The organism is Natrinema versiforme (assembly GCF_005576615.1).
Classification (GTDB): domain Archaea; phylum Halobacteriota; class Halobacteria; order Halobacteriales; family Natrialbaceae; genus Natrinema; species Natrinema versiforme_A.
The window spans coordinates 2,020,850-2,046,769 of sequence record NZ_CP040330.1 but is presented as its reverse complement, the minus strand read 5'-3'; the positions used below and the strand labels follow the sequence as shown (position 1 = coordinate 2,046,769).

Sequence of the window (25,920 nt, the reverse complement as noted above, 5' to 3'; positions counted from 1 at the left end):
GCCGGCGTCGCCGAGTTCCTCCTCTCCTGTCAGGGATTTCAGCGGCTGTCACGATCGAGACGAGTTCGGCGTTCGTCTCGAGTAAATCCGCTTCTCGACTCCCGTCTCCGGACTCAGTCCCATCGCTCGAGCGGAATCGGGAAATCAATAGGACCCCGGACCCGAGGGTCGCGTATGGACACGGCAGTTCAAACCGGGGCTCGTGATAGCGCGGCCGGCCGGCAACGAGTCGGTATCGCGGTGATCGACACCGTTCTCATCGCCGGATTCGTCCTCCTCGGCCGCATCGAACACGGCGGGAATCCGCTCGCCGAACCGCTCGCCTCGCTCGAGACGATCGCGCCGTTCGTGATCGGCTGGCTCGCTGTCGCGCTCCTCGCGGGGATTTACACCCGCGACCGCCCCGTGGGACGCGACGGGCTACGGCTGACGGCCGTGGCCTGGATCGCGGCGGCGAACGTCGGGCTCATGCTCCGGGCCTCCCCGTTGTTCGAGGGGAGTGCGACGTGGCCGTTCCCGCTGGTCATCACCGGCTTCGGACTGCTGGTCTTGCTCGGCTGGCGACTCGGATACACCCTATACCTATCAGTGGCGAAGTAATTCCTCACGCCGGTGATCAGTGCTGCGAACGTGAACGGAATCGAACGTATAAGAAATAGATAGTGTAATTCTCCCGCAGTAGGTAGACCGTTTCTTCTTCCGGTCTCTGACCAGTAGCGGCGATCGGAACGTGGATCCGAACCGCTCGAGCAGTAATACATCATTATACTGTCCCATGATAACCACTTCATAAGTTATGGGTATGCACCACTGTGGATATCCATTAGAGATCCGTCTACCATGAACCGATTATGGGAAACACTTATATGGCTATTCCTCATACTATAGGATAGATTATGACTGGATATTACGACATTGTTCTCGGCCTCATCCCAGTCGCACTGCTCGGTATCACCGCAGCCCTGATGCTCGTCGGACTGTCTCTGACTACGGCGGTGCCGCTCGGATCGCTGGTCGCGATGGGAATCATCGGACACGCAATGTTCGTCAATACGCCGGCCGACTCCGCCGACGAGCCCCGGTCCGCGCGCCCGCCGATTAACGCGGACTAATCTCACTGTCTCTCCGTTTCTCTCCCCTCTTCCTCGTTTCGCTCATCCGATTGGTTTTCCCGTCTCCGTTCCGTGCTATCGGCCATGACCGACACGCTGTTTCTGACCAGTGCGGCCGTCGACGGGCTCGCGACCCCGGCCGAGTACGTCGACGCCGTCCGCGAGGGCTACCGCCAGCGCGGCGACGGCGCGCCCGCCCGGCCGCGATCGAAGTTCCTCCGCGCTGACCCCGAGGGAATGCTCACGAGCTACGCCGCCGTGCTCCCCGAAACCGGCGCGATGGGCGGCTACATGTACAGCGCCGGCTTCGGTGCCGGCGACGCTTGGTTCATGACGCCGCTGTTCGACGCCGAGAGCGGCGCGCCGCTGGCCCTGCTCGACGGCGCGAGCATGAACCCGTTCAAGACCGGTGCCGCGGGAGCCGTCGCCGTCGACGAACTCGCCCGCGCGGACGCCGACACCCTCGCGATAATCGGCAGCGGCGCGCAAGCGCGAGGCCAACTCCGCGCGACCGCGACCGTCCGGGCGTTCGACGAGGTCCGCGTCTACTCGCCGACGCCCGCGAACCGCGAGGCCTTCGCGGCCGACTTCGACGCCGATCTCGAGGCCGACGTTCACGCGGTCGACTCGAGCACCGCCGCCGTCACGGGCGCGGACGTCGTGATCACGGCGACGAAAGCGAGCGAGCCGGTCTTCGACGGCGACGACCTCGAGCCAGGGACCCACGTCACCGCGATGGGCCAGTACTCGCCGGACAAGCGCGAGTTAGATACGACGACCATCGAGCGGGCGACCTACGTGCCCGACCTCCGCGAGCGGGCGACGGTCGACGCCGGCTCGTTCATGCAGGCGCTCGAGGCGGGTGCGATCACCGAGGACCACGTCCACGCGGAGTTGGGCGAGATCGTCGCGGGGAACGCGCCCGGTCGGACGAGCGACGACGAGATCACGGTCTTCGACAGCGGCGGCACAGGGATCGAGACGGTCGCCGCGGCGTACATGCTCTACGAGCGCGCCAGCGAACGGGGGCTCGGACAGACGATCGAGTTCGCACCCGCGAGCGAGGCGCTGACTGGCGACTGACCGCTCGAGACCGCAGTGCTTGATGGCCGAGCGTGGAGAAACGAACGAAATCCGTTTTCGACGCCGGTTCCGACTCGAGCTAGCTACTCGCCGGCGGGTCGAATCTTGAACCCGTAGCGGGTGACGCCTTCCTGCGTGTAGATCCGGCGGATGGTCGTCTCGACGCGGTCGCCGACCGCGAACGCGTCGGGCTCCGCGTCGGTGCCCATCGCCGGGACGCTGACGGTCTCGTCGCCGCCGTCTGCTCGTTGGGTCTCCGACACAACGCTGGTCTCGAGGGCGACGATCGCGGCCGCGTAGTCGCCGGACTTGGCCTGCTGTTCGGCGAACTCCGGCGGTGCGCCGCCCTGCGAGATGGTCGTCACGGCCTCGATCGTCCCCTCGCCGGCGAGTTCGAGGGGCTCGTACTCGGCGAGCGCACCGCAGTCGTCACACGCGCCTTCCGGCGGGAACGAGAGCGCGCCACACTCCGAACAGCGGCCGGCCTCGAGCCGGTAGCGCTGGGGAAGCGAGCGTTTCCACGAGGGGACGCTGACGTACGCGCCGCCGCCCGACGGCGGCCCGGTGGTCACGACGCCGCGCTGGCGCAGGTACTCGGCGTAGGAGAGCGGGTCCGACCCCTCGAGTGCGGTCTCCGCGGGCACGTCGCCCTCGGCCGAAACGACGAACGCGTCCGCGCCCGCGCCGCTGCCGTGGGAGACCCCCAATACCGACTCGTAGCCATCTGCGAGCGCCGTCGCGAGCGAGACGGGGACGCTCGCAGCGCCGAGGTCACCCAGTTCGTGAACCGTCGCGGCGGCCTGGATCTCGTCGGTCCCGACGCCGGCCGCGCCCGCGGCGCGGTAGGGCAGCTTCCCGTCGGGTGCCTGAATCGCGGCTGCCTCGGGCTCGGGCTCGACCTCGAGGCCCGAGACGGCCCCGCCGATCGTCTCCGAAAACGCCTGCCGGTCGTACTGGGTGACGCCCAGTCCTTGCGTCTCGTCCTCACCAGTGTCCCGGAACCGGGTCCCCGGATACGGCGCGGAATACTCCGCGCGGTCGGTGATTTCGGCCGGGCCGTCGCCGTCCGTTCGTTGCGTCCCCGACGCAACGCTCTCGACGACGAACGCGGCGCTGCCGGCTCCGGCGGCGTGGTCGATCCCGTCGTCGGGGTCGCCCTTCGGCGCGTCGGCGGCGACGACCAGCGCGGTGGTCGACTCGGCCTCGAGCGCGTCGAGGCCGGCCCAGAGCGCGCGGGTGCCGGCGCGCGTGCTCCCGGTGAATACCTGTCTGGTCGCCGCCTCCGAGAGCGCGAGCATCGCGCCCAGCCGGGCAGTCGGGTCCTCCTCGGCCGCCGGCGGTCGCGAGGACGCGAACCCGAGCCAGTCGATTTCGCCGGGGTCGGTCTCGGCCGCCTCGAGCGCGCGGGTCGCGGCCTCGTAGCCCATCGTCAGGGCGTCCTCGTCGGCCGAGGGGACGGCCTTCTGGGTGACGCCGGCGGCGTGGAACTGGCCCCACGCTTCCTCGAAGGCCTCGCTACTGATGCGGAATTGCGGCGCGTACGCGCCGACGCCGGTGATCGCGCTCATGCGTCCACCTCCGATTCCTTCTCGAAGACGTGGATCACTGACGCACCGCCGCTGCCGCCGACGTTGTGGGTCAGCCCGCGGGCGGGGTTCTCGACCTGTCGCTCGCCCGCCGTGCCGGTGAGCTGTTTGTAGGCCTCGACGACCTGTCCGGCTCCCGTCGCGCCGATGGGGTGGCCCTTGGACTTGAGACCCCCGGAGGTATTCACTGGGAGATCGCCGCCGAGTTCGGTCGCGCCGGACTCGATCAACTGACCCGCCTCGCCCTTCTCACAGAAGCCGAGGTCCTCGTAGGCCAGCAGTTCCGCGATGGCGAAGCAGTCGTGGACCTCCGCGAAGTCGAGGTCGTCGGGCCCCACGCCGGCCATCTCGTAGGCCGACTCGGCGGCCCGCTGGCTCGCGGGAACGCCGGTGTAGGTGTCGCGCTGGAAGAGGCCGACGGTGTCGCTGCCCGCGCCGACGCCGGCGACGCGGATCGGATCGTCCGTGTAGTCGTCGACGACGTCCTCGCTGACGATCAGCGCGCAGGCCGCACCGTCCGAGGTCGGACAGCAGTGATAGAGATTCAGCGGGTCCGCGACGACCGGGGCGGACTGGGCGTCCTCGAGCGAGCACTCGAAGCCCAACTGCGCGTGGGGGTTCTTGGCCCCGTTTGCGTGGTTCTTCACCGCGACCCGCGAAAGTTGCTCGCGCGTGGTGCCGTACTGTTCCATGTGGACGCTGGCCATCTGGGCGTAGACGCCGGAGAAGGTGGTGCCCGAGAGCCGCTCCCACTCGGTCTCCCCGGAGACGCCGAGCCAGTACTTCGTCGCGTCCGAACTCATGTCGGACATGATCTCGAAGCCGCCCGCGAGGACGACGTCGGCCATCCCCGATTTGACGGCTTGGACCGCCTGCCGGACCGCGAAGCCGCTCGCCGCGCAGGCGTTTTCGACCCGCGTCGTCGGCACGCCGTCGAGGCCCACGTGTTCGGTCACTGCCGGGCCGGAGAGGCCGAGTTGGCGGCCGCCGACGCCGAGGTTGCCGATAACGGCCTCGTCGATATCCCCGGCCTCGAGTCCCTTCGGTACGCTGTCAGTCGCTGCGTCGAACGCCGTGCGGAACAGGGATCGGTAGCTCTCGGAGGGGAACGCCCCGTAATCCGACTGCCCCGCGCCGACGAGGTACGCGTCTCGCATACTCGCCTTTCGGTGAGCCGCTGTGAAATAAGTGTACACTCGCTCACGGTCGATCATCACAAACGCGCTGCGGCGAGAGCCGGCGGGGTGAGCGATCGCGTTCGAGAACGGAGAGTGGCATTCAGGCGTACTGAGACGCGACACGGGATTCAAGCGTCTCGTTGACGTACCACGGGTATGTCACGCGCGGCCGAGCTCGTGTCCGCCCTCGAGACGACCGACTCGCTGGCGATCGTCTGCCACGACAATCCGGATCCGGACTGTCTCGCCAGCGCGCTCGCGCTCGAAGCGATCGCTCACGAACACGACGTGGGGGACGTGACGATCGCCTACGGCGGCGAGATATCCCACCAGCAAAACCGCGCGTTCGTCAACCTCCTCGACATCAGCCTCCAGACGATTTCGACGACCGATCTCGAGGAGTACGACAGCGTGAGCTTCGTCGATCACAGCAGTCCGGGCGCGAACACGGAAGTGCCGTCGGCGGTCACGCCCGACGTCGTCGTCGATCACCACCCCGGCGAGTCGGCCGCCGCCGCGTTCGAGGACGTCCGCACCGACTACGGCGCGACGGCGACGATCTTCGTCGAGTACCTGCGGGAACTCGAGGTCGACCTGACCACGCGGCTCGCCTCTGCGCTGCTCTTCGCGCTCCACCGGGAGCGACTGGACTTCGTTCGCGAGCCGACCCGGCGCGAGTACGAGGCCGCGCTGTCGGTCTACCCCGACGCGGAACTCGAGACCCTCGAACAGCTCTACGGCAGCGCGTTTTCCCCGGGAACCTTAGACGCCATCGGCCGGGCCATCGCCAGCCGGGAACGCCGGGGCTCCTCGCTCGTCGCGAGCGCCGGGAAAACGACCGAGACGGACGCGCTCCCGCAGGCGGCGGACTACCTGCTCAACCTCGAGGGGGTGAACACGGTCTTGGTCTACGGCATCGTCGACGACGTGATCCGGCTGAGCGGCCGCTCGATCGATCCGCGGGTCCACATGGGCGAGACGTTAGAGGAGGGGTTCGACGAACTCGGCGCGGTCGGCGGCCACCACGACATGGCCGGCGGTCGCATCGAACTCGGCCTGTTCGCCGACGACGGCGACGACGCCGACGAACTCCTCGAGTTCGTCGGGGAACGGCTCACCCGCCGGTTCTTCGATGCATTGAATCTCGACGATTGATGGAGCCGATCGCTCGGCTCGCTCGCACCTCAGTCGATATCGATCGACCGGGCCTCCTCGTCCGACTCGCGTTTCGGCAGTCGGATCGTCAGGATGCCGTTGTTGACGCTGGCTTTGACTGCGTCGTCGTCGACCGGCTCGGGAAGGCGAAGCTGCCGACTGAACGATTTCGTCTCGCGCTCGCGTCGGATGTAGTTCTCCTCCTCGCCCCCGAGATCCTGACTGTGCTCTCGCTGGCCCGACACGGCCAGCGTCTGCCCGGAGAGGCGCAACTCGAGGTCGTCGCTCTCGTAGCCGGGAACGTCGATCGTGACGACGAACTCGTCGCCCTCGTCCGCGAGGTCCAGACTCGTCTCCGCGCCGCTCATCGAGAGATCGAGTTGGCTCCGCTGGTCGACTTGGGTTTCCCACGACTTCGTCGCCGTCTCGATCTGGCGGTTCAGTCGGTCGAGCAGTTCGTCGATACCGTCGAACGGGCGGGGTCGATCTGCCATGGTATCTCTTCTCGAGTGTAGGGGGTCGACGGCGAAAAAGGCCACCTCAGGCCTGTGTGATGGTCTCGCACGCTAATATGTTAGGAGAGGGACTTGCGGCAGAACCGAGGGGTGGGCTGGTCGTTTTTACGCTCCCGAACGTAGCGTTGGATATGACGGACGCACTATTCGTCGTCAGCGAAGAGGGGTACTGGGGAGAGGAATGCGTCGAGCCGCTCGAGACGCTCTCGGCGGCCGGCGTCGAGATCACGGTCGCGACGCCGTCGGGCAGCCCGCCGGTCGTCGACGAGCGCTCGATCGATCCCGACGAGGTCGGCGAGGAGACCGCCGAACACGTCCGGGAGGTCGCAGAGAACGACGAGCGGCTGAACGACCCGATCCCGGTCGCACAGGCCGACGCCGAGGGGTACGACGCCGTCGTCTTCCCCGGCGGGCACGGGACCGCGTGGGACATCAATCAGGACAAACACGCCCGACAGCTCCTCCGGGACGCCGTCGAGGGCAACGGCAAGGCGCTCGTCGTCTGCCACGCCGTCGGCATGCTCGGCTTCGCTCGGGACAGCCACGGGGCGTTCATCGTCAACGGCCGCGACGTGACCGGCTTCCCCAACGAGTGGGAAGAAGGCATCGTCGACGAGCAGGACCGTATGCCCGACGGCCGCAAACTTCCCTACTGGGTCGAGGACGAAGTGAAAGCCGCCGGCGGCAACTGGGACGCCGAACTCGACGCCGACACCAGCGTCACCGTCGACGGCGACCTCCTCACCGCCCGCGGCCCCGGCTCCTCGAGCGCCGCGGCCGAGACGCTGCTCGAGGAACTCGATATCGAACTCGAAGCGTAGCGGAGTCGACTCGACTCGTCCGATCGGGTCCGCTACCGACCGTCGCTGCGTCAACCCGGACGGGGACGGTTCTCGTTCCGTCGTGCTGACAGCCCCTGAGCTATTTCTATCTGTTCGTGTTGAGCGAGTCACATGCCGGCAATTCGAACGCGGGGACTCACGAAACGGTACGGTGCCGGCGACGAGGCCGTCGTCGCGCTCGAGGCGCTCGACCTCGAGGTCGCGGAGGGGGAGGTGTTCGGCTTCCTCGGGCCGAACGGCGCCGGAAAAACGACCACGATCGACCTGCTGCTGGACTTCGTCCGGCCGAGCGAGGGGGACGCGACCGTCCTCGGCTACGACACGCAAGCTGAGACGGACGCGGTCCACGACCGCGTCGGGGTGCTCCCGGAGGGGTTCGACCTCTGGAACCGCTCGTCGGGCCGTCGTCACCTCGAGTTCGCGATCGAGTCACAGGACGGGGACGCCGACCCGGAGACCCTGCTCGAGCGGGTCGGTCTCGACCGGGACGACGGGCGGCGGCCGGTCGGGGAGTACTCGAAGGGGATGTCCCAGCGCCTCGCCATGGCGATGGCGCTGTCGGGCGACCCGGATCTGCTGATCCTCGACGAGCCGTCAGGCGGACTCGATCCCCACGGCATCCGGACGATGCAGGAACTCGTCCGCGAGGAGGCGAGGCGGGGGACGACCGTCTTCTTCTCGAGTCACATCCTCGGACAGGTCGCGGCGGTCTGTGACCGGGTCGGGATCCTGGACGACGGCGAACTGGTCACCGTCGACACCATCGAGGGGCTCCGGGAGACAGCCGGGGTGGGCTCGCGACTCGTCATCGAAGTCGCCAGCGCGCCCGGCGCGTCGGTCGACGACCTGACCGCGATCGCGGGCGTCACCGACGTGACCCGCGCCGAAGACGGGCTGCACGTCTCGTACACCGATCCGCGCGCCAAGGCGACGGTCGTCCATCGGCTCGTCGAGTCCGACGCGGCGGTGCTCGACTTCGATATCGAGGAGGCGACCCTCGAGGACCTATTTGCGGCGTTTACTGGCTCGGACGCCGATGTAGGTGGCAGCGATGCGGGCCTCGAGCGCAATGCGGACGCGAGGGTCGAGGGAGAGGGCGACAGTGAGGGAAGCGGCGAAGGCGCACTCGGGGCGGGCCCCGAGGAGGTGGACCGATGACGTGGGTCGCGATCGCGCGCAAGGACTTCGAGGATATCGTGCGTTCGCGGATGATCTGGGGGATCATCGGGATCTTTCTGGTTCTGATGGGGATCGTCACCGTCGGCGCGTCGTCCCAGATCGAGGATCCCGCCGCGACGGACGTCATCTTCTTTTTCACCAACGTCGGCGGCCAGCTGTTCGTCCCGATCATCGCCCTGGTCGTCGGCTACATGGCGATCGTCGGGGAGCGCCAGTCGGGTAGTCTGCGAATCCTGTTCGGGCTCTCCCACAACCGCCGCGACGTGCTCTTCGGCAAACTCGCGAGCCGGACCGGCGTCATCGCCGCTGCGACGCTCATCGCCTGCGTCTTCACCGTGGTGCTGATGCTCGCTCTCTTCGGTTCGCTGCCCGTCCGGACGGTGCTCGCGTTCGTCGCCCTGACGCTCCTGCTCGGAGCCGCCTTTACCGCCATCGCCGTCGGCGTCTCGGCGATGACCGCCACCCGGACGCAGGCGATGGGCGGCGCGATCGGCAGCTACATCCTCTTTACCCTGCTGTGGCATCCGCTGGTCGCCGGGCTCCACTACCTGCTCGAGGGGGACCTCGTCGGGCTCGAGGCCCCGGGCTGGTATCTCTTCGCGCTCCGGCTCAACCCGCTCGAGGCGTACAGGCAGGCTATGAGCCTGCTGGTCGACGGCTACGTGCCGGCGCTGGTCGGCTGGGAGACCATCGTCGAAGACGTTCCCCAGGGGGCGTTTCAGCAGGGAACGCTCGCGGTGTCGGACCGCGTCGTCGGGGACGTGCCGTTTTACCTGTCGGAGTGGTTCGCCGCCGTCGTGCTGGCGGTCTGGATCGTCGTTCCCGTCGCGATCGGCTACCGACGCTTCGAGCGGGCCGACCTGAACTGAGCCCCTCGAGACGGGGTTGGCGATCGGCGGCGACTCGCGGCCCGCCGGTCGGTCGCCGGAGGCATCTGTCGACCGGGGTCCCGCCGTCGGTCGATTTCCTGGTATCTCGGCGTTTCGGCCGCTGACGGCGGTTACGGACCGCAGACCGAGCGAGTTATCAGCGCCGGTTCCCGAGCACACTCGTGGGTTCCGCCCGATCGAACACGTCCGACCGATCCAGTTCGTTGCAGAGTCGCGGCTATCACATCACCGTCGACGACGGCCGCGACTCCTTTTTCGCACTCAGTATCGAGGATCCGACCAGCGAGGACGCGTGGCTGATGTCGGACACCGTCGTCGCGCTCGAGGAAATGCGATAACTACCGTCGAACTCCGCCCGCGCCGATCGACGCTCTCGTCTTGGCTCGAATCAGTCCCTTTTTACACGCAGACGGGGAACGACAGGCTATGAGCTTCGAGGAAGACGATCGCGTCGTCCTGCACGACGAGCACAGCGAGTTCGACGGCGAAACCGGTACCGTCTCCCAGACAATGGAGTCGATGTTCGGCGACGTCACCTACACCATCAGCTTCGAGGACGGACAGGAAGCCGGCGTCCCCGAGGACGACCTCGAGGCGGCCGACGAGGCCGACGCCGAAGACGACGAGGAATAACCACCGCTCGCGGGCCGATTTTCCGTCGGGTCCGCTCGCCGACTGTCACCGCGCCGGACCGACGCGACTGCGCCCACACTACCCACATCGAGATTCGAATCGCAGATGCCACAGATTCCGCTTCACTACGTCGATTTACGGACGTTTTGCTACGCCACCGAGGACGAAAAGCGCGTCGAGGAGGCGCTCCGAACCTTCCTCCCCGAGGAGTTCGAGATCGAACGCGCCGAGAGCGAGGGCCACTACGGCGACCGCATCCTCGTCCTCTCGGCCCGCGTCGAGAACGCCGACGACGTTCGCCACGTCCTCTCGCGGCTGGCCGACCTCGAGTCCTTCGACGAATTGATCGACGAACTCGACGAGCGGGTTACCGAGAACACGGAACTATTCCTGCGGCTCGACAAGCAGGCCGCCTTCGAGGGCGACGTTCGCCTCGGCGCCGGGATCACCTTCCGCGGGAAGGTCGAGGCCTACCCGGCGAAGAAGGCACAGGCCGTCGAAAACGCCGAGGAAGTCCTCGAGCGACTGCGCGAACAGGACTGAGCGGCCTCGCGGTCTCACTTCGTCCGCGGAGTCCGTTCCGTTTTCCGGCGGCTACTCAACGTCCGACACCGACTGTTACACCGTTCTCGAGCACCGGTCGGCACGTCTCCGACCGAACGTGACTCTGGTTGCGAAGGGCTTTTGACTGGCCAGTCAGTATGCCATATAGAACTGTTCTGAATGACGGACGAGACGAGAGACGATCTTATGGAGGCGACGTATCGAGCACTCTGCAAACACGGGTACGCGGAGCTGACGATGCAGGATATCGCCGAGGAATCGACCAAGAGCAAGGGCACGCTTCACTACCACTTCGAGGGCAAGGGCGACCTCCTCGAGTCGTTTCTGGAGTATCTGTTGGATAGATTCGAGGAGCGGACCCGGACGGTCCCCGGCGAGACGCCAGCCGAACGGCTCCACGAGTTCCTCGACGAACTCCTGACGCCGTCGGACGACGACTCCGCCGAGGAGTTCCGCACGGCCATCCTCGAGATCAAGGCCCAAGCGCCGTACAACGAGGCCTATCAGAACCAACTGAGCGAGTTCGATAGCGCGCTCCACGATCGGATCGCGGGCCTCGTCGCGGACGGCCTCGAGTCGGGCGAGTTCCGCGAGGGGGTCGACCCTGACGAGACGGCCGACTTCCTCACGACGATGTTCCACGGCGCGCAGACGCGGGCGGTCGCCGTCGATCGGTCACCCGAGCGGACGAAGCGGTACGTCCACGACTACATCGACGACACGCTACGCGCAGCCGAGACGAGCAGTGATGGCTCGAAGACGGGAAACCGTGATCCCACGGAGGCTGGCGAATGAGCCTATTGGACCGGCTTTCCGGTCTGTTCAAGGGCCGCGAGGAGTTCGAGCTGACGGAGGGCGGCATCGCGAAGCCGCTGTTCTATCTGTCGCTGCCGATCATCGTGACGAATCTGCTGCAGACGGCCTACAACCTCATCGACACGTTCTGGCTGGGCCAGTACAGTACCGAAGCACTCGCGGCGATTAGCTTTGCGTTCCCGATGGTCTTCCTGCTTATCTCGGTCGGGATGGGGTTATCAGTCGCCGGGAGCGTCCTCGTCGCCCAGCACATCGGTGCGGACGAGGAGAGCGAGGCTGAGTACGCCGCCTCTCAGACGGTGGCCCTGTCGCTGATCGGGGCGGTAATCCTTGGCCTCGTCGGTTTCGCCTTCGTCGAGGAACTGCTGGCCCTGCTCGGGGCGTCTCCGGACGTGTTGCCGCTGGCGACCGACTACATGCAGGTCATCTCGCTGGGCATGGCCTTCATGTTCGGCTTCTTCGTCTTCATCGCGCTCATGCGCGGCTACGGCGACACGATCACGCCGATGCTCGTGATGTTCGGCTCGGTGGTCCTCAACGTGATCCTCGACCCGTTCCTGATCTTCGGCTGGACGGTCGTCGAGAACGCACCACTCGTGGGTACGATCAGCTTCCCCGAACTCGGCATTCAGGGCGCGGCGATCGCCACGGTCTTCTCCCGCGCGCTCGCGCTCGTCGTCGGACTGGCGATTATGTTCCGCGGAACGCGGGGTGTCCGAATCCGGCTTCAACAGATGCGCCCGGACCTTTCCTTCGCCAAGAAGCTCGTCTCGATCGGCTTCCCGGCATCGATCGAGGGCATGGGTCGTGCGCTGTCGATCAACCTGCTGTTGGTGATCGTCGGGCTGTTCCCGACCTACGTCGTCGCGGCGTACGGGATCGGAACGCGCGTGTTCTCGGTCATCTTCCTCCCGGCGATCGCGGTCGCCCGCGGGGTCGAGACGATGACCGGCCAGAACGTCGGTGCCGACAAACCGGACCGCGCGGAGGCCGCCGCCGACTTCGCCGCCAAAGTCATGTTCGTCGTCCTCGGGGTGCTGGGCGTCGTGGCGTGGCTCGCTGCGGAGCCGATCACCGCCGCGTTCACCGACGACCCCGAAGTCATCGAGGTCGGCGTCACGTTCCTCCGATACGTCGCGCCCTCCTTCGGGTTCATCGGCGTCATGCGAGCCTACAACGGCAGCTTCCGGGGAACCGGAAAAACGCTCACCGCCGCCGCGATCGTCCTCGTGACCTACGCGCTCGTCCGGCTTCCGATCGCGTACGGCCTCTCGCAGACGTCGCTGGAGTACCGCGGCATCTGGATCGCCTTCGCCGCTTCGAACGTCGTCGGCGCGGGGCTCGCCTACGCCTGGTACCGACGGGGGACGTGGCGCAGTGCCGACGTGACCGACGATCCGGCGGCTCCGGCGATCGGCGAACCGGATGCGAGCACCGACGACTGAGGATACGGTCGTTTCAGTGACGTGTGGTATCCACTCCAGTAAAGTGTCGCGAGACTGCGTCTTTGATCGAACTCGAACTCCATGGGAGCGTCAAATCTGAACCGCCGTTCACGGGTTGACGAGCGCGTACAGCGGCGCAACTGCCCGATCCGTGACGCGTGGTGGTGATCAATGGTCGAAACCGTCTCGATCGACATTCTGAGTCTCCTGCTCGTCCTCTCGGTCGCGTGGGTGTTCGGCGCGGTCGCCGAGCGCTTCGGCTATCCGACGATGATGGGGGAGCTGTTCGCCGGCATCGCGTTCGGGCCCGCGTTGCTCGGGCTCTTACACCCCTCGGAACTGCTCTCGGTGCTGTCCGAACTCGGCGTGTTCCTCCTGATGGTCTACGTCGGGATGGAGGTCGATCTCAGGGAACTGTTCGAACTCGGCCCCCAGTCGCTGCTGATCGCCTTCGGGGCGTTCGTCATCCCCTTCGGACTCGGCTACGCGGCCGGGATCTGGCTCGCCGTCTCTACCGGCGCGGCGCTCTTTCTCGGCCTCGCGATGGCCGCCACGTCGCTGGCGACGAAATCCCGGATTCTGGCCGACCTCGAGCTCCTCGATACCCGAATCGCGAACGTGTTGCTCGGCGGCGCGCTCGCCTCGGACGTGGGCGTGCTCATCGCGTTCGCCGGCGTCGACAGCTACGTGACCGCGGGCGCGCTCGATCCGGCCGAAATCGGCGTGATCCTCCTGCAGGCGATCGGCTTCTTTGCGGTGACGCTGCTGATCGGCTACCGATTCCTGCCGGTCGCGTGGCGGTACATCGAACGCCAGCGCGAGCGGTACGGATTCGTCGATCGGACGACCGCCTTCACCTTCGCCCTGCTCGTCTCCTTGCTGTTCGCCCAACTCGCGACGCTCGCGGACCTGCACATGATCATCGGCGGCTTCATGGCGGGCATGTTTCTCCGGCAGGCGGACGTCGAGCCGGGGCTCTACGAGCACATGCACACGGTCATCTACGACCTTGCGATGGGGCTGTTCGCGCCCGTCTTCTTCGTCACGGTCGGCTTCCAGATCACGTTCGACGTGTTCTTCGACTCCTTTGCCGTCCTCGCCGGACTTGTCGCCATTGCGTTCCTCGGCAAGATCATCGGCTCGTGGCTGTTCTCGCTGCCGACGTCACTGACCTCCCGCGAGGGGCTCGTCGTCGGCTTCGGCATGAACGGCCGCGGGACCGTCGAGATCATCATCGCGCAGGTCGCTTACGAGGCCGGGGTCATCGGCGCGGAAATGTTCTCGATCCTCGTGTTCATCGCGATCTTCACGACCGCGCTCGTCCCCGTCACCGTCACGTGGGGCGTGCGCCTGCTCGAGGCGGCGGACGAACTCGTCTACGTCGATTCGGCGGCGACGACCGAGAACTGACTCACTGACTGCGGCCTGCCGTTCTCCTCGCACGCACCTGCTCGCGGCTCGGCTCGCGGGCCTCGAGCGGGGCGTTTTTGCCGCCCGCGCCAGCAGGTAGGGGTATGCAAGTCCACGTCGTGGGCGACGACCCCGTTCGCGAGGCCGTCGTTACCGCACTCGATGATGTCGATATCGGCGTTCGGGACGCCGATCCGGCGGACCTCGGCGACGCTCGCTTCGCGGTCGTCAGCGATGTCGCTGGCTCGCCGACGTTCGAGCGGGCGAACGAGGCCGCCCGAACCGGCGGGACACCTTGGATCGCCGTCGAAATCGGCGGCGTCGGCGGGCAGCCGCTGCCGAACGTCGACGCTGCGGTCTCCGGGTTCGCGCCCGCTACGGGCTGTTTCGACTGTCTGCGCGCTCGCGTCGCGTCGAACCTCGAGGAGCGAGCCGACGGCCCGCAGGCCGATCGCGCCGCGGCGCGACTCGCCGGTGCCGTCGCCGGCCGGGAGTGCGTGCGCATCTTCTCGGGCGACGAGGGCTCGATCATGGGACACACGCTTGAGGTGCCACACGCCCGGCGGGAGGTCCTGCCGGTCCCCGGCTGTGCGTGTGCGGCGGGCGACCGGGATCGCACGCTCGAGCGCGACGCCGAGACGCTCGCTCTCGACGCCGCCGTCGAAGCCGCCGAGCGGGCGGTCGACGATCGCGTCGGTCCGATCGCGAGCATCGGCGAGATCGAGTCGTTCCCGGCGCCCTACTACCTGTCGACGGTCGCGGACACGACCGCGTACAGCGACGCCAGCGCGCCGAGACAGGCCGCCGGCGTCGCCACCGACTGGAACGCCGCGCTGATGAAAGCCGTCGGCGAGGGCCTCGAGCGCTACTGCGCCGGCGTCTACCGCGAGGACGACTTCGTCCGCGCGAGCGAAGCCGACCTCGAGAGCGCGGTCGCTCCGACGGACCTCGTTCGACCGGACGACGCGCCCACCTACGATGCCGGCGATGAACACCGCTGGGTCCCGGGCGAGGACCTCACGACCGGCGAGACGGTCCACCTGCCCGCTGCGGCGGTCCAGTTCCCACAGCCCGGCGAGTCGCTGGTCCCGGCGATCACGACCGGGCTGGGTCTCGGTTCCTCGACGGTCGACGCGCTGATCTCCGGGCTGACGGAAGTGATCGAGCGCGACGCGACGATGCTCGCGTGGTACTCGACGTTCGAGCCGCTCGAACTGTCGGTCGAGACGCCGGAGTTCGACGCGCTCGAGCGCCGCGCCCGGAGCGAGGGGCTATCTGTGACGCCGCTGCTCGTGACCCAAGATATCGACGTGCCCGTTGTCGCCGCGGCCGTCCACCGGGATCCGGACGCACTCGAGGACGGCGACCCGGTGTCGGCCGACGACGACGCGTGGCCAGCGTTCGCAGCCGGGTCGGCGGCCGGGCTCGACGCCGAAGCGGCCGCGGCGTCGGCGCTCGAGGAGGCACTCCAGAACTGGATGGAACTGCGGGACCTCGGGCCGGACGGGGCCGACGATGCGGGCGGCGAAATCGGCACGTACGCCTCGTTTCCGGAGCGAGCGCGGGCGTTCGTCGACGCCGAGCGGACGGTTCCGGCGGCGAGCGTCGGCCCCGATCCCGTTCCGACGGGGACCGATCGGCTCGAGGCGCTGTGCTTGCGGACGGCCGACGCCGGGCTGACGCCGTCCGCGGCGCGGCTGACGACCCGGGATATCGAGGCGATCGGCTTCGAAGCGGTTCGGGTGCTCGTCCCCGGCGCGCAGCCGCTGTTTACCGGCGAGCCATTCTTCGGCGAACGGGCCCGGACCGTCCCGGCGGATCTCGGCTTCGAACCACGCCTCGAGCGGGCGTTCCATCCATACCCCTGACCGGTCCGGCAGACGCGAGGATCGGCGGCGAAGACGCCGTCGGCTCGGCGGGTCGATTCGGTTCGAATCCGGCCTCGAGAATCTTCGCTGTGGGGCTCGATCGCTGGTGGGCCGTTAGTCCGTCGACTCGTTCGGCGTTTCGTTCGCCGTCTCGTTCGGATCGCCGCCGCTCGGGTCGGACGCGTTCGCCTCGGGATCGCCCGTTCCGGGCTCGGCGGTCGGACTCGCCTCGTCCGTTCCGTCTCTCCGATCGACGTCCAGAATCAGGTCCTCGTCGGTGAGCCGAACGGTGACGGCTTTCGTACTCGAGGTGATCGTGACTTCCTTGAACGTCTCTTCGTCGGCTTCCCGTGCGTATCTGGTCACGCGCAAGGTCTGCTCGGTCGCGTCGAGATGGGGCAGCGACGCCGACTCGTTCGCCGTGACCGTGTAACTCTCGTCGTAGGTCTGGCGGTTCGTCCCGGTCTCGTAGGCCTCGAGCGTGAGGTCGTAGTGGCGGTCGGACTCGCTGTGGACCTCGATGGGCACCAGCCCCTGAAAGCTGCCCTTATAGTGCTCTCGTAAGTTCTCGATACAGCCCGAGAGTCCCGCGACGGCGGTCACCCCGGCGGTTCGAAGTGCTGTACGACGGTTCACGTGTGGCACTCGGGGGCGGACGACCGTAGGCGTTACTCTTCGGGGCAGTGACCCCGCCGATCGCACCCGTCTGATATCCTCTCCCACGGGATTTTTGCTGCAGGAGCCAAACGACGGAATATGGAGAAAGTCGCGATCGACGACGTAGATACCGAACTCAATCCGATGGGCGTTCACTCGGTTAGACGGCCGATTTCGGACACGCTCGGGTTCTCCGACTTCGCGATGAACTACTTCGAACTCGAGCCTGGCGAGTCGTTCTCCGGCGGGATGCACACCCACCACGATCAGGAGGAGGTCTTCTACGTACAGGAGGGGACCGCGACGTTCGAGACGCGCACGTCGCAACGCGACGCGGACGACGCGAGCGAGGAAAAGAGCGAAGTCACCGTCGACGAGGGCGAAGTGATCCGGTTCGAGCCCGGCGACTTCCAGCACGGCTACAACGACACCGACGAGCGAGTCGTCGGCTTCGCCTTCGGCGCGCCCGAATCGAAACACGATTGGGACCAGATCGAGTCGCTGGTCTACTGCCGGGACTGCGAGGCAGAAACCGCCCACGGCCTCGAGCTCACCGACGAGGGGAACTTCCGGATGACCTGTACCGAATGCGGCCACGCGTTCGTCCCCCAGTGATCCGAGCCGGAGGGGAAGGTTGTTGATGTGGGGCCGATAGCATCAGCATATGGCTGCACAAGACAGTTCGAGTGAGGGAATCGACACGACGCTTTTCGTGACCGTTTCCGGGCCGCCGGGCTGTGGCGCGACGACGCTCTGTGAACGGCTCGCCGACGCGATGGGCTGTCCGTACGTCTCCGGTGGGGACATCTTCCGCGAACTCGCGGACGATCGGGATATGAACCTCAATCAGCTCACCGCGAAGGCCGACGAGGACGACGATATCGACCGCGCCTTAGATCAGCGGCTCCAGCAGATCGCCGAGAAGTGGGGGATGGCCAACAAGCCGTTCATCCTCGAGTCCCGGCTGGCGGGCTGGCTCGCCGGCGAACGCGCGGACCTGCGGATCTGGCTCGACGCGCCCGAGGACGTGCGTCTCGATCGCATCGACGACCGCGGCGAGACCGACGCGGAGATGCGCGTCCGCGAGGTCAGCGAAGCCGGCCGCTATCAGTCGTACTACCAGATCGACATCGGCGACCGGTCGTTCTACGACCTCCACATCAACACCGCCCGCTGGAGCAAGTCCGCCGTGTTCACCATCGTCCGATCCGCGATCGAGGAGTACGATCCGGAACTCGACGAGGGATCGTTCACGACGCCGATGATCGATCCGTAGGTCGGAGTTTCGATCAGAGCGGTACCACACCGTCTCGGTCGGAAGCGGACGACCGCGATGGCCACGTTATCGCGGTCGCGATTCCGCCACGGGTTTTTCGCTACTCGCTGTCCGGCGAGTAGTTCGGCGCTTCGTCGGTGATGACGACATCGTGGGCGTGGCTCTCGGCCTGTCCGGCCGCGGAGACGCGGACGAACTCGCTGCGCTCTTTGAACCCGGGGATGGTCTCCGCGCCGACGTATCCCATGCCCGACTGCATGCCGCCCGCGAGCTGGTGGAGTTCGGACTTCAGCGTGCCCTTGTACGGCGTCGCCGCCTCGACGCCCTCGGGGACGTACTCGTCTTCCTCGTCGGGTTCGTCCTTGAGATATCGGTCGCTGTCGCCGGATTTCATCGCGCCGACCGATCCCATGCCGCGGTACTGCTTGTACTTCTTGCCGTTCATCGTGACGACCCGGCCCGGCGCTTCGTCGGTGCCGGCGAAGTAGGAGCCGAGCATGACCGCGTCGGCACCGGCCGCGACCGCCTTGATCGCGTCGCCGGAGTACCGGATGCCGCCGTCGGCGATCACCGGTACGTCGTGTTCGGCGGCCACGTCGGCGACCTGCGCGACGGCCGTGATCTGGGGCATCCCCGACCCCGAGACGACGCGCGTGGTACAGATCGACCCCGGACCGATGCCGACCTTGAGACCGTCCGCGAAGTCGACGAGGTCCTCGGCCGCCTCTCGAGTGCCGATGTTACCGACGACGACGTCAGCGTCGACGGACTCCTTGATCGCTCGAGCGCCGTCGATGACGTTCAGGTTGTGCGCGTGCGCGGTGTCGATAAACAGAACGTCCGCGCCGGCCTCGTCGGCGGCCTCGGCGCGGTCCTGCTCGAACGGACTGACGGCGACGCCACACCGCAGTCGGCCGTCCTCGTCGCGGACCGCCTCGCCGTACTCGCGGCGCTGGAGAATGCCCTGCATCGTGACGAGGCCAACGAGCAGGTTCTCGTCGTCGACGACGGGGACGCGCTCGATCTTGTGCTCGTACATCAGGTCGAACGCGTCGCGGGCGTCGATGTCCTCGTGGGCCGTGATGACCTCGTCGGTCATCGCTTCGGTGACCGGGTCGTCCTCGTTGACCTCGAGGTGAGGTCGGATGTCCGTACTCGAGATGATCCCGAGGACCTCGCCGTTGGTGTTGACGACGGGTGCGCCGCCGACGCCGCGACGGGCCATCCGTTCGTCGACCTCGCGGACCGTCATTTCGGGGTCGGCGGTGACGACCGAATCGAGGGGGATGATGAGTTCGTCGGCGCTCTTGACGCGGCCGATCTCCTCGACCATCTCGTCGATGTTCATGTTGCGATGGAGGACCCCGAGGCCGCCGTGGCGGGCCATCGCGATCGCCATGTCGCTCTCGGTGACGGTGTCCATCGCGGCCGAGAGGATCGGCACCGAGACCTCGACGTTTTTCGAGACGCGGGACGTGAGGTCCGCGTCGTCGGGTTCGACGCGGCTCTCCTTCGGACGGAGAAGGACGTCATCGAACGTTAGCGCTTCCGGTACCTGCAGTTTCGAAGAATAGGGCTCGTGCTCGGGAACGTCGTTCGCCATGTAAACCGTCCGGACCCCCGGGCAAAAAGCGTTGCGAGATGAAATCAGTTGCGAACGGTTGACGGGGCTCGCAACGGCCGATTCGTCTAGTCGCGTTGGAGCGCCTCGCCCGGTCGCGGTCCGGTTCCGAATCCGGGTGCGGTTCGGATTCGGAACCGGCTCCAGTTCGCGAGTTCGGCTCTCGTCTGCGAGTCGTCCCCGTCGCGTCTTTCATCGTCGTGCGTGACAGTCCATTCGATCGCCGATACTCGAGGCGATCTCCCCGACGGGTACACAGATCGCTGCCAGACCTGTGCATTTCAGTACGAATCTGTCCGCTACTGGCGAAACAGTTCCGGGTCGTGAAATCCCGTCTCACACAACGTTTATTGACAGTCCTCTCGTTTCCCCGAGTATGTACGCTGTGAGTGCAGCCGTCGCCCGAACCGCTGGCCGGACGAGTTTCGACTCCGTCGCTGCCCAGTTCGGGAATTTTACACCAAAACTCACAGCGCGAGGCCCGAAATTCGATGCGATCGACCGGTGTGCGGACCGGTCGGTACGGGACCGCCCGTCATATCGCCCACAGGCCTCGGGTCACGGCCATCGGCCCTGACCGATGAGTACGTCACAACACCCGGTCGCGCTCCAGATGGAGCGCATCATCGGGGGTGATGCCAAGCTCCTCGCGCTGGTGATGATGCTGCCGTTAGTCGACGGCGTCTTCCCCGCGTTGATCCTGGCCGGAGCGCTCAACGAGCCGCTGGGTGCGATTCAGGTCGGCCTGCTGATCTTCGGCGGCAGCGCCACCGTCGCCGTGATTCTGGCGGAAATGGACGGTACGCCCCGCGAACAGGCAACGGTCGTCCTGCTCGTCGGGATCCCGCTGATACTGCTCGCGGCGGTCCAAGCCGCGCTCGCGCCGGCGATCGAGAGCGTGCTCGACATCGACATCTTCGAGCGGTTCGCGGCGCTTGTCATCCTCGCTATCGCGGCCAAGACCGCCAGCGCGACGATCGGCGACTACCTTCCCAACCCCGTCGTCGTCATCGGACTGGGACTGGTCGCGAGTCTCAATCCCGCCGGAGCGACGTTCGAGGTGATGACCAATCTCGTCCTCGTCGCCCACGCGACGCTGGCCGCCGCCGTCGGGGTGGGCTTCGCGCTGACGATCGCGCTCACCGGGCCGTACCTGCGGGAGTACATGGACATCGACCGGTTCCGCTTCGGGAGCGCGGTCGCGCTCGGACTGCTCCCGCTGTCCCTGCTCTGGATGGCCTTCGGACAGGCCCCGCTGGCCGCCCTGATCGTCGCCGGCCTGTTCGCCGTCGACCTCCCGCTCGGCGGCGACGACGCCGACTCGAGCACCGGCACGGACGACGCGGCCGCCCAGATGGGCGCGCTGGCCGACGGCGGAGAGAAAGGCGACTCGAGCGAGCCAGTGGCCGCCGAGAGCGAGGACGAGCCGGACGCGTATCCGGGCGACGACGGCACGGACACCGCGGGGCGGGCCCCGTGGCTGTAGGGCGATTCTGAATCGAAACCACTTTAGGTCGGATGGCCTAACGAAGACTCGAGGGGTCGTGGCCAAGCCAGGCATGGCGGCTGACTCCAGAGGCAACGCGCCCGGGACGACACTCCAGACTGATATACTGATCGGGCACCTGATCAGTGCTCGTGTGATGACCCTCTGGAGTTCCGAGGCGCACCGGAGATATCAGTAGATCGGGGGTTCAAATCCCTCCGACCCCACTCTCACCTTAATTTTAACTTAACCCTTCGGAGAGAAACGTCTCGGAGAGAACTCTCTTCCAACGGAGGGATCCGTTGATGCAGCGTTGGGTTCGATCCAATCAAAATCCGCAGCGCTGCCTTGAGTGCGGAGCACACGTCACGCCTGAGTTCCGGCGCGGCTACGGCGACGAGAACGATCACGCACACCGCTGTTCTGACTGTGATACGTACACCCGACTGAGCGACGGTAGTGCGGCAGGCCAGAACGTCGCGATCGCCGATCCGCTTGATGATCCGACTCGGTTCAACGAGAGCTACGATGATCTCCCGTCCCACGTGCAAGCGGTTTGTCGGAGCGGGTCTAGCGAGGTTGCAACCGACGGTGGTTCGCGATGAGCCAGCCGCAGCAGTCTCAGTTAGCCGCCTCGAGACAGGCTGGCGATCGGTCCGAGTCTGTTGTCCTCGAGCACGTCGATAAGCTTCGGTATGTCCCAGATACGGAAGCACCGCACTACGATGCGCTCGCCGAAGGTCTCCTTGAGCCGAGCTCTGAGATCCCGTTCGTCGGGATCGTCGTCCTCGAGTCCGGAACAGCGGTTGAGATTAAGAGTGTCTCTGTCGTCTACGGGCAGCGTCAGCGCCGCGGTCGATTTCAATTGCGTCGAGTGCAGCACGAGGCGCTGCTCGAATGCGGGGGTGTCTACCTGTTCGCCGTCTGTGCGCCCCACGATCGCGAGTTGATCGCCGCAAAGATCGTTCCGGCGACGCAAGTCGACCACCTCATTAGCGTCGTTACCGAGGGGTGGCGCTCGGCAGGTGAGGGGCGCAGCGAGGAATACGTTCAGTTCACGTGGGCGCGCGTGTTCGATCCCGGAGAGATCGAGGACGGTGATCGGCGATGAACGTCGACGCCGATCGGGACGACCGCGACCTCGAGGCCGAACTGGCGAGCCCGTCGGCCGGCCAGATCGGCATTCCTGTCGACGCAGTCTGCGTGGGCTGTGGGCGGACGCGGGTCAAGCGGGCGAGCCTCGAGGAGATAGACCAAGGCGAGGCCGACCCCACGACGCTCGAGGCGACGGCCTGCACGTCGTTCAAACACGTCTGCTACCCGTGTCAGGGTGCGACGTGGTGGAACCCGGTCGCTATCCTGACCGGGTTGCTCGAGAGTGAGCGAGGTGAATAGCGGTGTCCCAAGTCGAGACGACACCGCACGAGATCGAAGGGCGCTGGAAGTGGCCTGACTGGGGCCGCGGACCCTACGACGCGCTCTCGTCGGTCATGCTCGGGCCCCCCTTCGAGGGCTACCTCGAGATTGACACCGAGATCGACGGCGAACCGTGGCACCTCGAGGTGAGCTACAGCAAGTCGGGATTCGCGCCGCGACTGTCGGATGGGATCAACGCTGAACGCCTGTACGAGTGGGACATCGTCGGCCGCGGTCGCGGTGAACGGAAAGCGTCGTACAACATCGGTCCGCGATTCCCGGATATGCGCCACTGGGAGAGCGGCGAGCGACTGCAACTCCCGTGGGAAAATCAGGTCGGCGAGGTCGACGGTGTGGACGTCGAGTTCCACATGAGTAACCTCGAGCCCGAGCGCGGACTCGAGTTGCTCCCGGAGTTCTTCGGGGCGATCTTCGATCACGCCGGCGAGCGGATTCACTCGGAGTATTTCCGGACCGAACCGCATTCGGCGAGCCGGATGTGGGCGTACGAGCGGTACGTCCGGATTCGTCGCGAATGGGCTGAAAAGCTCTCGTCGGCCGGTATCCTCCAGAAGGTCGCACACTATCTCTCCGACCTCGAGGGCGTGAAGGCCGAACTACACATCGATAACAGGGAGATCGTCAACCACCAGAACAGGCTATTTCTGAACCCCACGTCGGCCGGCGAACTCCTACCCGGCCACACCTACGGGCGAAAGTTCGAAATCTACCAGCTGAAGGACCCGGATGCGGTGTCGAAAGATCACCCGTCGTACCACCCGAAGGTAGAGGTCTTGGTAAACAAGTCGATGAACGACGGTGAAGCGTGGGCGTGGGCCGATCGTCACGAGGTTACCGAGCAAATCGAGGAGACGCTGTTGAACGCGCTCCACTGGGAAGATATCCCGCTCGGTCCCGACGGTAGCGGTGTCTACATCGCGGACGATCACTTCGACGCAGTTGCTCGAGACGATCTCGTCGAACTCTACGAAGATCCGACGCCGCGCCTCGAGGCGAAGTCGGACCACCTGTTGATGACGACGCTTCGAGACATGGGCGAGACCGCTCGGGATGTGACCGAGACGGTCGCGACCGACGGCGGTGCGACCGTCGACGGTCTCGCCGACGAGCTGGGGAAGCATCCGGCGACGATCTACCGGGCGATCAAAGATCTCGGCGAGGTCCTCGAGCTAGATCAGGGCGACGTATCGTTCCGAGCCCGGAAGTACCGTGAGGAACTCCGGGCACTCGTCGAGTCGGCCGAGTACGCGATCGAGAGCTACGCCGATCGGATGCAGCATATCATGGGCTTGGCCGATCACGTCGCCGAGTCCTCACCGTTTCAGGAGTGGCTCGCGAAGAACGGTGCCGACCTCGAGTTCGACGAGAACGGCGAGCCGCGACAGATGCGGATCGACACGATTCTCTCCCGACTGAAGTCGGATAGCTTCGAGAACGTCGCGACGATCGCCAGCGAAGCCCTCGAGAAGTGGTCAAAGTCGGGGAACGATCCGACGGCACTCCGCGGGATCGAGTTGACCTGGAAGACTCCCGGCGGTGGAACCGAATCCGGATTCGTCGGTGCGATCGCCGATCGCTGAAGCGGCCCGCATAGTGGCAACACTCTCGGTATCGCTGTTTTCTGCAAATTCAGTTGACTAACTCTATTCTCTATACAATTCTGGTTGTAGCCAGCGCCCTCGAGGGCGGGGTCGGCACCGCGATCGCACCGCACGCCTGCGGGGTCGTTTCGCGCTTCGCGCGAAAACCCCCTTGGCGGGTGTCGCCAAGGCGACAGCGCCAAAAAAATACAGCGCCCCACCCCCGCCTTCGCAGATCTCCAGTTGAAACACACGAAACGGTGGTGGAGAAACATCACCTCCTGCGAATTCCATGGTAGAAGAAATTATTAGGATACGGTTAATTTGATAACCATAATGTCTGATGGTGGTCTGATTGAAAGAGACTATGACGGTTCTCCTGATTCCAGTTCAGGGGGCACCTCTACGGAGAAGTCTCCAGTTGATTTGTTATATAGTTGGCTGGAGGCATTCACTGATGAGGTATTGGTAGATAGGGAGAAATTGGAGATGACTTTATTAATTTCTTCAGATATATTTCTCATAACTTCATTATCTTCTGATGGATATGAAAAGATCAAAAATATGTCCACAATTGGGCTGAAACCGGTTGGTGTTTCTGACGGGGACGCTATTGTTATAGTATATACAAAATCAGAGGATTCAATATATGAACGTAGTGTGAATTATGGGATAAAGGAAGTTGCTACAGGATTGTTGATCCGATTCCACGAAAAGCATATAGATGAGGCAAAAGATGTGTTTGACCCTGAGTTTATCGTTCGATTAGATGACTCGCGAGTGTTAGCTGCTGTAACTGATTCGGAACTCTACGATCCGAATACTGGTATTTTGTACTCTGGATCAAATCAATTTAGTCTTACAACCATTTCTCACTGGGAAAATGAAATTGGCGACTCCATATTGATGACTCAGGATTTGAAAAGAGTGGTGGACTTGAAATTCAGGTCTGATGTGCTATCAGATAGTATGATAGATCCCGATGGAAAATCCAGAAGCAGTAAAGTATCTCTTCCACTCCTAGTAGTTACCGTATCAACAGCAACTCTCTTTGCGCTCTTAGTCGTCTCAGGAGGTTTGTCTATAGATTTCCGATATCATGAGCACATTGGAATAATCGCCCTGATTGCCCTTAATGTGGCAATTTTCTACCAAGACTTGAATGAGTCGGTGGCACAATGAAAAACATTAGTGTCCACGAGCACATTAGGGTGATTTCCTACATTTTTTCGATATTGGGGACAGTACTACTTTTGATGAGTATCTATTTCAATGCTGCAGCCTTTGGAACGTCTAATTCCATCCTTCAAGCAATTGAATTGCTCTCGATGGTGTTTAAGAACACAGGTACTTTGTGTGGTTCCATTGGTGGTGGAGTCATGCTAATATCGGAAGGCGTGAAAAGATCGGGATCGACTTCAAACAGTCGAAGCGAAGCATCATCATAAACTGCTTCTATTCACCTAATAGCTCTTCTCCCTGGGGTTGTACGTCGACAGAATCCGTTTCCCGAATATGCACACGAGCCGCGACTCGTCGTGTGCATATCGCGAGTCGATCCATCACTTGCGCCGCCGTTCTTCTCTG

Annotated in this window: 27 protein-coding genes and 1 tRNA gene; 23 read left to right on the top strand and 5 right to left on the bottom strand. The window is 64.9% G+C overall.

The window, feature by feature from the left end; all coding sequences use genetic code 11:
- Positions 1-174: 174 nt before the first annotated feature.
- The 3 genes from FEJ81_RS10035 to FEJ81_RS10025 all read left to right on the top strand — a co-directional run bounded on the left by FEJ81_RS10035 (position 175) and on the right by FEJ81_RS10025 (position 2,195).
- Complete coding sequence (locus FEJ81_RS10035) at positions 175-600, top strand: DUF3054 domain-containing protein (RefSeq protein ID WP_138245160.1); 426 nt, start codon at positions 175-177, stop codon at positions 598-600.
- Positions 601-896: 296 nt separating this feature from the next.
- Entirely contained in the window at positions 897-1,112 is a 216-nt protein-coding gene (locus FEJ81_RS10030) for a hypothetical protein (protein WP_138245159.1), read from the top strand.
- Between the two features lie 84 nt (positions 1,113-1,196).
- Complete coding sequence (locus tag FEJ81_RS10025; RefSeq protein WP_138245158.1) at positions 1,197-2,195, top strand: ornithine cyclodeaminase family protein; 999 nt, start codon at positions 1,197-1,199, stop codon at positions 2,193-2,195.
- Between the two features lie 83 nt (positions 2,196-2,278).
- On the opposite strand, the gene FEJ81_RS10020 is transcribed toward FEJ81_RS10025, so the two are convergent.
- Positions 2,279-3,763, bottom strand: a complete 1,485-nt coding sequence (locus FEJ81_RS10020; protein WP_138245157.1) for a zinc ribbon domain-containing protein — start codon at positions 3,761-3,763, stop codon at positions 2,279-2,281.
- Positions 3,760-4,938, bottom strand: coding sequence for a thiolase domain-containing protein (locus FEJ81_RS10015; protein WP_138245156.1), 1,179 nt, complete (start codon positions 4,936-4,938; stop codon positions 3,760-3,762). Before FEJ81_RS10015 ends, FEJ81_RS10020 begins: the two co-directional genes overlap by 4 nt.
- A gap of 177 nt (positions 4,939-5,115) precedes the next feature.
- Between FEJ81_RS10015 and FEJ81_RS10010 the strand changes: the two genes are divergently transcribed.
- Positions 5,116-6,114 carry a DHH family phosphoesterase gene (locus FEJ81_RS10010; RefSeq protein ID WP_138245155.1) on the top strand — a complete coding sequence of 333 codons (999 nt, stop codon included), beginning with the start codon at positions 5,116-5,118 and terminating at the stop codon, positions 6,112-6,114.
- Between the two features lie 29 nt (positions 6,115-6,143).
- Here the strand turns inward: FEJ81_RS10010 and FEJ81_RS10005 are convergent, their stop codons facing one another.
- Positions 6,144-6,608: an Hsp20/alpha crystallin family protein gene (locus FEJ81_RS10005; protein ID WP_138245154.1), complete on the bottom strand. Its 465-nt coding sequence runs from the start codon at positions 6,606-6,608 to the stop codon at positions 6,144-6,146.
- Positions 6,609-6,760: 152 nt separating this feature from the next.
- Between FEJ81_RS10005 and FEJ81_RS10000 the strand changes: the two genes are divergently transcribed.
- From FEJ81_RS10000 to FEJ81_RS09960, 10 genes are all read left to right on the top strand, one after another.
- Positions 6,761-7,450 (top strand): type 1 glutamine amidotransferase domain-containing protein, encoded by a 690-nt coding sequence (locus tag FEJ81_RS10000; protein WP_138245153.1) that lies wholly within the window; start codon positions 6,761-6,763, stop codon positions 7,448-7,450.
- Positions 7,451-7,582: 132 nt separating this feature from the next.
- Positions 7,583-8,629, top strand: a complete 1,047-nt coding sequence (locus FEJ81_RS09995) for an ABC transporter ATP-binding protein (protein ID WP_138245152.1) — start codon at positions 7,583-7,585, stop codon at positions 8,627-8,629.
- Positions 8,626-9,519 carry an ABC transporter permease subunit gene (locus FEJ81_RS09990; protein WP_138245151.1) on the top strand — a complete coding sequence of 298 codons (894 nt, stop codon included), beginning with the start codon at positions 8,626-8,628 and terminating at the stop codon, positions 9,517-9,519. The genes FEJ81_RS09995 and FEJ81_RS09990 overlap by 4 nt, the downstream gene beginning before the upstream one ends.
- Before the next feature lie 182 nt (positions 9,520-9,701).
- Positions 9,702-9,878 (top strand): hypothetical protein, encoded by a 177-nt coding sequence (locus FEJ81_RS23170; protein ID WP_175416397.1) that lies wholly within the window; start codon positions 9,702-9,704, stop codon positions 9,876-9,878.
- Positions 9,879-9,966: 88 nt separating this feature from the next.
- Positions 9,967-10,173, top strand: a complete 207-nt coding sequence (locus FEJ81_RS09985) for a hypothetical protein (RefSeq protein ID WP_006432697.1) — start codon at positions 9,967-9,969, stop codon at positions 10,171-10,173.
- A 105-nt stretch (positions 10,174-10,278) separates the two neighbouring features.
- Positions 10,279-10,716, top strand: a complete 438-nt coding sequence (locus tag FEJ81_RS09980; RefSeq protein ID WP_138245150.1) for an RNA-binding protein — start codon at positions 10,279-10,281, stop codon at positions 10,714-10,716.
- A 207-nt stretch (positions 10,717-10,923) separates the two neighbouring features.
- On the top strand, positions 10,924-11,532 hold the full coding sequence (locus tag FEJ81_RS09975; RefSeq protein WP_229504698.1) for a TetR/AcrR family transcriptional regulator: 609 nt from the start codon (positions 10,924-10,926) through the stop codon (positions 11,530-11,532).
- Positions 11,529-12,998, top strand: coding sequence for an MATE family efflux transporter (locus tag FEJ81_RS09970; protein WP_138245148.1), 1,470 nt, complete (start codon positions 11,529-11,531; stop codon positions 12,996-12,998). Before FEJ81_RS09975 ends, FEJ81_RS09970 begins: the two co-directional genes overlap by 4 nt.
- Positions 12,999-13,169: 171 nt before the next feature.
- Positions 13,170-14,408: a cation:proton antiporter gene (locus FEJ81_RS09965; RefSeq protein ID WP_138245147.1), complete on the top strand. Its 1,239-nt coding sequence runs from the start codon at positions 13,170-13,172 to the stop codon at positions 14,406-14,408.
- Between the two features lie 104 nt (positions 14,409-14,512).
- Positions 14,513-16,276 carry a YcaO-like family protein gene (locus FEJ81_RS09960; protein ID WP_138245146.1) on the top strand — a complete coding sequence of 588 codons (1,764 nt, stop codon included), beginning with the start codon at positions 14,513-14,515 and terminating at the stop codon, positions 16,274-16,276.
- Between the two features lie 114 nt (positions 16,277-16,390).
- On the opposite strand, the gene FEJ81_RS09955 is transcribed toward FEJ81_RS09960, so the two are convergent.
- The gene (locus FEJ81_RS09955) at positions 16,391-16,879 is read right to left on the bottom strand and encodes a hypothetical protein (protein ID WP_138246757.1); all 489 of its coding nucleotides are present in this window, start codon (positions 16,877-16,879) and stop codon (positions 16,391-16,393) included.
- A 153-nt stretch (positions 16,880-17,032) separates the two neighbouring features.
- Between FEJ81_RS09955 and FEJ81_RS09950 the strand changes: the two genes are divergently transcribed.
- Together FEJ81_RS09950 and cmk are read left to right on the top strand one after the other, a co-directional pair.
- On the top strand, positions 17,033-17,548 hold the full coding sequence (locus FEJ81_RS09950; RefSeq protein ID WP_138245145.1) for a cupin domain-containing protein: 516 nt from the start codon (positions 17,033-17,035) through the stop codon (positions 17,546-17,548).
- Positions 17,549-17,597: 49 nt separating this feature from the next.
- Entirely contained in the window at positions 17,598-18,209 is a 612-nt protein-coding gene (gene cmk, locus FEJ81_RS09945; RefSeq protein ID WP_138245144.1) for a (d)CMP kinase, read from the top strand.
- A 100-nt stretch (positions 18,210-18,309) separates the two neighbouring features.
- Here cmk and guaB read toward each other — a convergent pair whose 3' ends face one another.
- Entirely contained in the window at positions 18,310-19,812 is a 1,503-nt protein-coding gene (gene guaB / locus FEJ81_RS09940; RefSeq protein ID WP_138245143.1) for an IMP dehydrogenase, read from the bottom strand.
- Positions 19,813-20,410: 598 nt separating this feature from the next.
- Here guaB and FEJ81_RS09935 point away from each other — a divergent pair.
- The 7 genes from FEJ81_RS09935 (at position 20,411) to FEJ81_RS09905 (ending at position 25,515) form a co-directional block, all read left to right on the top strand.
- Positions 20,411-21,316 (top strand): DUF5794 domain-containing protein, encoded by a 906-nt coding sequence (locus tag FEJ81_RS09935; RefSeq protein WP_138245142.1) that lies wholly within the window; start codon positions 20,411-20,413, stop codon positions 21,314-21,316.
- A 52-nt stretch (positions 21,317-21,368) separates the two neighbouring features.
- Positions 21,369-21,543: transfer RNA gene (locus FEJ81_RS09930), tRNA-Trp, on the top strand.
- Between the two features lie 78 nt (positions 21,544-21,621).
- Entirely contained in the window at positions 21,622-21,921 is a 300-nt protein-coding gene (locus FEJ81_RS24515; protein WP_138245141.1) for a DUF7563 family protein, read from the top strand.
- Positions 21,918-22,427, top strand: coding sequence for a hypothetical protein (locus tag FEJ81_RS24405; RefSeq protein WP_138245140.1), 510 nt, complete (start codon positions 21,918-21,920; stop codon positions 22,425-22,427). The genes FEJ81_RS24515 and FEJ81_RS24405 overlap by 4 nt, the downstream gene beginning before the upstream one ends.
- A complete protein-coding gene (locus FEJ81_RS09915) occupies positions 22,424-22,711 on the top strand; it encodes a hypothetical protein (RefSeq protein WP_138245139.1) in 288 nt (95 codons plus the stop codon). Before FEJ81_RS24405 ends, FEJ81_RS09915 begins: the two co-directional genes overlap by 4 nt.
- A 2-nt stretch (positions 22,712-22,713) precedes the next feature.
- Entirely contained in the window at positions 22,714-24,333 is a 1,620-nt protein-coding gene (locus FEJ81_RS09910; RefSeq protein WP_138245138.1) for a DUF7845 domain-containing protein, read from the top strand.
- 336 nt (positions 24,334-24,669) lie between these two features.
- Positions 24,670-25,515: a hypothetical protein gene (locus FEJ81_RS09905; RefSeq protein WP_138245137.1), complete on the top strand. Its 846-nt coding sequence runs from the start codon at positions 24,670-24,672 to the stop codon at positions 25,513-25,515.
- Positions 25,516-25,920 lie beyond the last annotated feature (405 nt).